Annotated in this window: 1 protein-coding gene; it reads left to right on the forward strand. The window is 61.6% G+C overall.

The genetic code is table 11. From position 1 onward, the window contains the following. Positions 1-522: 522 nt before the first annotated feature. Positions 523-708: a hypothetical protein gene (locus tag SKC41_RS31735; RefSeq protein ID WP_330981555.1), complete on the forward strand. Its 186-nt coding sequence runs from the start codon at positions 523-525 to the stop codon at positions 706-708. The last annotated feature ends 256 nt before the right edge of the window (positions 709-964 follow it).

Raw genomic sequence — 964 nt, forward strand, 5'->3', positions numbered from 1 at the left:
TGGCTCTACCGGAGCGAGTGTTCACCCGCCACCGGCAACCCACGTCCAATTGCAGCCCGAGGCCTTCGGCCTCAAGTCGCCTCCATACCGTCTAGCCGTGCCTGGGTTATGTCAGAGCTTGCAGAGCCAGCGCGTATGGCGAAGATGTCGGCAACCGTCAGCCGCTCACTGTCAGGGTCGCCTCTTACTACTCGACGGGCGCGGTCGGGATCGCCGGACTCAAGCGCGGCAATGGTCGCTGCGTCTTCCTCGACCACCTATCCTGGTATTCGAACTCGCGGTCTTCCACCGATAACACGACGAGAAAGAACCGTAACCCGCGCACGAGTTGCGCTTAGAATTCGCCGATCCGCTTGCTGCCCAGCAGCGAGACGATCGCGGCGTGCAATGGCAACCATTCGGCCCGCTACGGCCGCACCTTCCACCATGTGATCGAACTGGAACTTGTGCTGGCCGATGGCAGCCACATCATCACAGGTCACGGAGGTATACGCGGTGCAGTCGATGGTGACCTCGAGGCGCATGCGGTTCATTACTCGTCGAAACCCGACCGGTAGTGGCCGCGACGGCATCCCGTGTATCGGCATGCCGTCGATCAGCCGCGGGTCACTTATCGGTCAGCCGTTCACCGGGTTCCTCTTCGACGTCTTCCCGTTGGAGCCGCTGGCGGCGGACGACGGTAACTCTGGCGCGGCTCGGGTGAAGTAATACACCTCGTCCGACTGAACGCGTGGCGAAACCCGAGCCTCCGCGAGCCAGCGGGCGCGAGCAAGCCCGGCACTCGACCCCCTACCGTTATCGTCATCCTCATAGCCGGTGGCGCGTACAAGTCTCGCGGACCTGGTTTGACTTGGGAGCGCATTCGGCGATATTCTCTGCTGTACAGAGCTAGCTTCGGTCTACCAGAATTCTTGTCTGGGTCGAGGATTGGCCGAGTTCAGTTGGAGACTGTGGAGTAGCCGAT

It is taken from the genome of Mycobacterium sp. 050128 (genome assembly GCF_036409155.1).
Taxonomy (GTDB): Bacteria; Actinomycetota; Actinomycetes; order Mycobacteriales; family Mycobacteriaceae; genus Mycobacterium.